Origin of the sequence: Bradyrhizobium sp., assembly GCF_030693485.1 — a bacterium.
In the GTDB taxonomy this organism is placed as follows: domain Bacteria; phylum Pseudomonadota; class Alphaproteobacteria; order Rhizobiales; family Xanthobacteraceae; genus Bradyrhizobium.
This window is the reverse complement of record NZ_JAUYAN010000239.1, coordinates 21,968-28,215: the sequence shown is the minus strand read 5'-3', so window position 1 is coordinate 28,215 and position 6,248 is coordinate 21,968. Positions and strand designations below refer to the sequence as shown.

Annotated in this window: 8 protein-coding genes and 1 tRNA gene; 4 read left to right on the top strand and 5 right to left on the bottom strand. The window is 60.8% G+C overall.

Translation table 11 applies throughout. The features are described 5' to 3' along the window. Positions 1–74 precede the first annotated feature (74 nt). The 3 genes from Q8N40_RS17730 to Q8N40_RS17720 all read left to right on the top strand — a co-directional run bounded on the left by Q8N40_RS17730 (position 75) and on the right by Q8N40_RS17720 (position 761). Positions 75–152 (top strand) — tRNA-Pro (locus Q8N40_RS17730). A 55-nt stretch (positions 153–207) separates the two neighbouring features. After that, positions 208–432, top strand: coding sequence for a DUF433 domain-containing protein (locus Q8N40_RS17725; RefSeq protein WP_305712731.1), 225 nt, complete (start codon positions 208–210; stop codon positions 430–432). Next, positions 432–761: a DUF5615 family PIN-like protein gene (locus Q8N40_RS17720; protein WP_305712730.1), complete on the top strand. Its 330-nt coding sequence runs from the start codon at positions 432–434 to the stop codon at positions 759–761. The genes Q8N40_RS17725 and Q8N40_RS17720 overlap by 1 nt, the downstream gene beginning before the upstream one ends. Positions 762–892: 131 nt before the next feature. Here the strand turns inward: Q8N40_RS17720 and Q8N40_RS17715 are convergent, their stop codons facing one another. From Q8N40_RS17715 to Q8N40_RS17700, 4 genes are all read right to left on the bottom strand, one after another. Beyond that, entirely contained in the window at positions 893–1,600 is a 708-nt protein-coding gene (locus Q8N40_RS17715) for a DUF4145 domain-containing protein (RefSeq protein WP_305712729.1), read from the bottom strand. Positions 1,601–1,670: 70 nt separating this feature from the next. Then, complete coding sequence (locus tag Q8N40_RS17710; RefSeq protein WP_305712728.1) at positions 1,671–3,509, bottom strand: carbamoyltransferase; 1,839 nt, start codon at positions 3,507–3,509, stop codon at positions 1,671–1,673. Between the two features lie 8 nt (positions 3,510–3,517). Beyond that, positions 3,518–3,667: a DUF5989 family protein gene (locus tag Q8N40_RS17705; RefSeq protein WP_305712727.1), complete on the bottom strand. Its 150-nt coding sequence runs from the start codon at positions 3,665–3,667 to the stop codon at positions 3,518–3,520. Continuing rightward, positions 3,668–4,123 (bottom strand): hypothetical protein, encoded by a 456-nt coding sequence (locus Q8N40_RS17700; RefSeq protein ID WP_305712726.1) that lies wholly within the window; start codon positions 4,121–4,123, stop codon positions 3,668–3,670. It lies immediately after the preceding gene. 148 nt (positions 4,124–4,271) lie between these two features. On the opposite strand from Q8N40_RS17700, the gene Q8N40_RS17695 reads away from it, so the two are divergent. Beyond that, positions 4,272–5,426, top strand: a complete 1,155-nt coding sequence (locus Q8N40_RS17695) for a hypothetical protein (RefSeq protein ID WP_305712725.1) — start codon at positions 4,272–4,274, stop codon at positions 5,424–5,426. A 50-nt stretch (positions 5,427–5,476) separates the two neighbouring features. Here the strand turns inward: Q8N40_RS17695 and Q8N40_RS17690 are convergent, their stop codons facing one another. After that, a complete protein-coding gene (locus tag Q8N40_RS17690) occupies positions 5,477–6,085 on the bottom strand; it encodes a hypothetical protein (protein ID WP_305712724.1) in 609 nt (202 codons plus the stop codon). Between the last annotated feature and the right edge of the window lie 163 nt (positions 6,086–6,248).

The window sequence follows — 6,248 nt, the reverse complement described above, 5'->3', positions numbered from 1 at the left end:
AGGGGCTTCTTCGGCGGAACCCGCCCCGTCAGCCGCCTTGCGCGCGGGGCTGATCGAAGCTAATGGAACGGCATCGGAGCGTGGCGCAGCCCGGTTAGCGCACTAGTCTGGGAGACTAGGGGTCGGAGGTTCAAATCCTCTCGCTCCGACCATTAAATCAACTTAATTGGCCTCCTTACGTTGCCCGCGTCTGACGTGGAGCCCCACATGAGCGAAACGCATCGCATCACCGTCGATCCGGCCCAGTGCGGCGGGCGACCCTGCCTGCGGGGTCTTCGCATACGCGTCAAGGACGTGCTCGATCTGCTGGCCGCTGGCGCCAGCCGGGAAGAAATCCTTGCCGATTTTCCGCTGCTGGAGGCCGGAGACATCACCGCCTCGCTTGAATATGCGGCGCGCCAAAGCGACCATCCGGTCCTGCACATTGCTTGATGCGCTTTCTGGTTGACGCCCAGTTGCCGCCTGCACTTGTTGAATGGCTCGCGGCCGAGGGGCACGATGCGGAGCATGTCGCCGACCGGCAGATGCGATCTGCGTCCGATGCGGTGATATGGGACTACGCACTGGCGATGTCCGCCGTAATCATCACGAAAGACGAGGACTTCGCGCAACGCAAGGTGTTGACGGGAGCGGGCCCGTCCGTGGTCTGGATCAGGCTGCCGAACACACGGCGCCGCGACCTGCTGATATGGTTCGAGACGGTACTGCCACAGATTTTGGCAGCGCTCGAACGCGGCGAAACGTTCGTCGAAGTGACCTGAATCCGTATGGTTTGAGCGTTTTGCGAATGCCTATCACATTTTTAAACAGCAACTGACGGATATCGCTACGCTCCACCTCCTTCGCTCAAATCGCGTGGCATTCTGGGAAGGGACGCGGATTGGGGCGGAGTTCATATTCCCCTTGATGTACGGATCTTTTTCTTCAATGATTCGATTCGGTCCTTTTGGCCGCCAAATAGGTCACGAAGAGCGTCCTCAAAAACTTCAAAGGCATCCAGGATAGTTTCTCGCGTATTGTCGCCTCGATGGCTCCCAACGTTACCGACCTCGCGCAAAGCATGAAATGTCTCAGCGTGGTCGGCATCGATTTTCTCAAACGTTTTTATGCGCTCATTCAAATTGCGGGCTTCGGGTATTCCAAGCTCATCGAGTATCCGCTCAACGCTGATCCGGAGCTTGTTTGCACATGACCCTAAATCTACCCAAAATAGAGTGCATGCCGATTCTAGCGCACGCTTAGCCGCCTCCGGCGTTACCATTGGACAAGCGATTATCGGCAATCCACGATAAATGTTTCGAGGATAAAGGGTAAAAATAAATGCATCATCGCTAGATGCGTCACCTCCACTTCGGTTCAATGCTGCACTACCCGAGACGCAAATAACATCCCCGCATTCTTTAATCACGCACTGAAAGAACTGATTAAAGCGATATTCGTAATCCACCGGTGTTATGTCGGGGTCCAATCGATACCCAGAAGGCACGGCAGTAACCAACGACTTTGGGATGGGCTGCAACGTCTCCCTGCCGCAAGCGGGACATGGCCAGAATGGCGGATTGCTTTCGAGGTAGTTGTCTTTCCACAGTTCGCGGTTCATGAGTGGCCCCTCTTAAGAAACGAAACTACACAACCGCTCGGCAATTCATCTAGCCGAAACGCAAGCCCCCTCAATCCGCTTCGAACGCCAGACTGTAATCCACCTTCAGCGCCGGATCCTGTTCCTGCTTTCGCAGCACGCAGTTGCCGACCACGAGCAAATCGAGGTCGTTGCCCATGAAGCAGCGGAACGCGTCGTCCGGCGTGCATACGATCGGCTCGCCGCGGACGTTGAAGGAGGTGTTGACCAGCACCGGGCAACCGGTCTTGGCCTTGAAGCGGCTGAGCAGCGCATGGAACAGCGGGTTGGTGTCGCGGTGCACGGTCTGGATCCGCGCGGAATAATCGACATGGGTCACCGCGGGGATTTCCGAACGTGACACGTTGAGTTTTTCAATGCCGAACAGCGCCTGTTCGGCTGCCGTCATCTGGCGATGTTTTTCCGGTTTGACGTCGGCGACGACGAGCATGTAGGGGCTGTCGGAGTTGAGATCGAACCACTCCTGGACGTCCTCGCGCAGCACCGCCGGGGCGAAGGGGCGAAAACTCTCGCGGTATTTTACTTTCAGGTTGAGGTTCTTCTGCATCGCGGGCGAGCGGGGATCGCCGAGGATCGAGCGCGCGCCGAGCGAGCGCGGGCCGAATTCCATGCGGCCCTGAAACCAGCCGACGGCCTTTTCGTCGGCGAGCGCCTGCGCCGTCGTCTCCAGCATGCGGGCTTCGTCGAGCACGGCGAACTTGGCGCCCGCGGCGATCAATCGCCGCTCGATCTCGGCTTGCGCATAATGCGGGCCGAGATAGGAGCCGGCCATGCCGTCGGCGCCGTTGGCCCCATTGGCTTTGCGTGGCTGGCCCTTGAAGATGTGGTAGGCGGCCAGCGCCGATCCCACCGCGCCGCCGGCGTCGCCGGCCGCAGGCTGGATCCAGATGTTCTCGAAATGACCGTCGCGCAGCACCTTGCCGTTGGCGACGCAATTCAGCGCCACGCCGCCGGCGAGGCACAGGTTCTTCGAGCCGGTCTGCCTGGCGAGGCTGCGCGTCAGCCGCAGCACGGCTTCATCCAGCACCGCCTGGATCGAGGCCGCGACATCCATGTGAAAGCTGGTCAGCAACTGATCCGGGCTGCGCACGGGTTCGCCGAACAGTCTGGCAAACCGGTCGTTGGTCATGGTGAAGCCGGTGCAATAGTCGAAATATGACATGTCGAGCCGGAACGAGCCGTCCGGCTTCAGATCGATCAGATGATCGAGAATGAGTTTTGCAAATCGCGGCTCGCCATAGGGCGCCAGCCCCATCACCTTGTACTCGCCGGAATTGACCTTGAAGCCGGTGTAATAGGTTGCGGCCGAATAGAGCAGGCCGAGCGAATGCGGAAAATGGATCTCCTGGAAGATTTCGAGCCGGTTGCCGTCGCCCGTTGCCGCCGACGTGGTCGCCCATTCGCCGACCCCGTCCATGGTCAGCACGGCGGCGTTGTCGAACGGCGAGGGGAAGAAGGCCGAAGCCGCGTGGCTGAGATGATGCTCGCAGAACAGCAACTTGCCGATGTCGAAACCTTCCGAGAATTTGCCGATCTCGTCCCGAAGCAGGGTCTTCTGGAACAGCTTTTCCTTCAGCCACAGCGGGATCGACATCTTGAACGAGCGAAAGCCGCGCGGCGCCATCGCGATGTAGGTTTCCAGCAGCCGCTCGAATTTGAGGAACGGCTTGTCGTAGAACACCACATGATCGAGGCCGCCGGCGGTGATGCCGGCTTCTTCGAGGCAATACGCGATGGCGTGGTGCGGGAAGGCGGGATCGTGCTTGCGCCGGGTGAAGCGCTCCTCCTGGGCGGCGGCGACGATGCGTCCGTCCTCGATCAGCGCCGCGGCGCTGTCGTGATAGAATGCCGAGATACCGAGAATGCGCATCGCGTCGGCTAGAACAGCGTGTAGATGAACGGCGCGATCGCGGAGCCCTTGGTCAGCACCACCAGGCCGCCGAACACCACCATCATGATCAGGATCGGCAGCAGCCAGAATTTCTTCCGAGCACGCATGAAGCGCCAGAGTTCAGCGAGAAAATCCATCTAGAACTGATCCTTCATCGTATCCGGCGCCGGCCCCGGAGGGGCGCGCACGATCCAGTAGCTTTCCGCCTCGGGCTGCCGCTTCAGCCGCAACAGGTCCTTGCCCAGCGCGCGCATGATCAAACCGGTCGGCAGCACCGTGCCGTAGAACAGCAGCGCCATCACTACGGGGTTGACCACGCTGTGCAGCAGCAGGCCGAATTTCAGCCAGAGCCGGTTCAGCGGATTGAGCATCGCGGGGCGGAGCAGGGCCGCGGCCAGGAACAATGCCGCCACGCCGGCGGTCCATGGCCACACCCGGCCGGCATACCAGGCGTTCAGCAGCGTCACGATCCCGAACGCCGCCGCCATCACAAGGCCGAACGCGCGGTCGGAACCCGCCACGATGGTCTCGTCGCGGGTAAACGCCTCGTGGGTCGCCTGTGTCACCTTCGGTCGAGCAGGGCCGTCCGTCATTCCCGGAACTTCACCTTGATGGGCTGTCACCAGCGCAAGCCATGCGGCTTCAGGGGGACCGCCCATTCTTCCGCTCGGGGAGCTTTTATGCTTTGCAGTCGGTTCCGGTAAGCCGGAAAGCGCCCTCCGGTCAAGAGTTGCCCCAGATATGTCCGACAATCCAGCTTCCCGCCCGCTGCCGGGCAGGCTGTCAGCCCGGTTCAGCCTGCGCCGGGCGCTGGTTTACGCGGGCATCTCGGCCTATTGCCTGGCGCTGTTTCTGGCGTTCGATTTTGCCTGGTCGAGCCTCACTGTGGGCGAGGAAAGCCAGCGTCCGGCCCGGATCGCCAATCCCGTCTATGACCACGGGCTGGCCGCCGGTTTCGACGGCCACGATGTCTGGGGCGAGGTGCGCCACCGGCTGGTCACCAACAGCCTCGGCTTCAAGGACGCGTCGACCCGGACCATCCCGCTGAAACCGGCGTCGCGCCGCGTCCTGCTGATCGGCGATTCCTTCGCCGAGGGCATCGGCATGGGCTATGAGGATTCCTTCGCCGGGCTGTTGCAGCGCGCGGGGCAGCAGCGCAACGACAGGATCGAATTTCTCAATGCCGGCGTCGCGTCCTATTCGCCCAGCATCTATTACAAGAAGATAAAATACCTGCTCGACCTCGGATTGCAGTTCGACGAGGTCGTGGTGCTTTCTGACACTTCCGACGTGACCGACGAGGCGAACTCCTATTTCTGCATCGACGACGATCCGAAGTACCGCGCGCATTGCACGCCGGCCGAAGGATCGATGCAGCCGGCGGCCGCCGCGCCGAAGAAAGGCAATTTCCTGATCGACCGCTTCGTGGTGACCAACCGGGTGCGCATCGCCGTCAAGCGATCGATTCAGTCGGCGCTCGGCAACCGCCGGGCATCGATCAATACCGATCACGCCCGCATCGGCTGGACCATTCCGGGCCTCGACGTATCAAGGGACTACAGGCCGCTCGGCGTCGAGGGCGGCATCGCGCGGTCATTGCAGAACATGCGGGCGCTGTCCGACCTCCTGGCCGCCAGAAATATTCCGCTGTCCATCGTCGTCTACCCCTGGGCGCAGCAGGTGGCGCAGGGCGATCGCAACAGCCGGCAGGTCTCGCTCTGGCGCGAATTCTGCGAGGGCCGCTGCAAGGCGTTCATCAACCTGTATCCGGTGTTCTTCGCGGCCGCCGCAACCGACAGGAACTGGTACGAGCGCTACTACATTCTCGGCGACGATCACTTTTCGATCGAAGGCAACCAGCTGGTTTTCAGGGAACTGGCAAGGCAGCTGCTTTGACTTGCAATGGCGGCTGAAGGAGTTCGCTGCGCTCCACCCATCTGAAGCGCTCAAGCCCAGAGATCAGTGAGCGGGACAGCATCCCCCTTTATTGCCCGAGATTCCTTGAAGCTGTTTGCCGATATCCGGAACGCCAGCATGATATCCGTTTTCGTTTCGAAATTCTTTACGACCTTGCGGCGTTCGATCTTGCCTTCAAGGCTGATCAGCTGCAGCGAAGCCACGATCACGTTGACGCGGCCGTCCTGGCCGAAAGGCAGCAGCAAACGCTCCAGATCGATTGCCGATCCTGCGCCATCGTACGTTCTCAGGACGGTATAAACAGCGCACCCGCTGCTGGCGCAGTGGGCGGACCCCTCAATGATGGGGGATCGCAGGGACGGCGGGGTGACCTCGGCGAGTGTCTTTCCGACCCAGCCTTCATTGAAGGCTTCGTCGATCAGCAGTCCCCGATACAGGGCCCGAAATTCGAGCTGGCCGCCTCCAGCCTCAACTTTCCAGACCGCAAGCTGTTTCGGGTCGTGAACCCGTGAGCCGGGTTCGAACTGATCGAACGCAGGCAAGCCTTTTTTTGTGAGCGAGAGCCGCGCCCAATATGCGGCAAGGCCGCGCTGGCTAATCGACCGAATGGTATCAACGGTTCCATTTTCGAAGTTCATGTCAATACGTCCCGCCTCGGCGAGCTTGCCATCGAATGGTTAAGGAATTTCGCATTTCCGGTTAACGGCGACACATCTCCGTTCCAGGCCGTTTGCGCGGCTGGCGGCCCGCGACAGAGCCCTGCGCTTTACCGGCCGGACCGGGATGCTACACTTGGCGCGG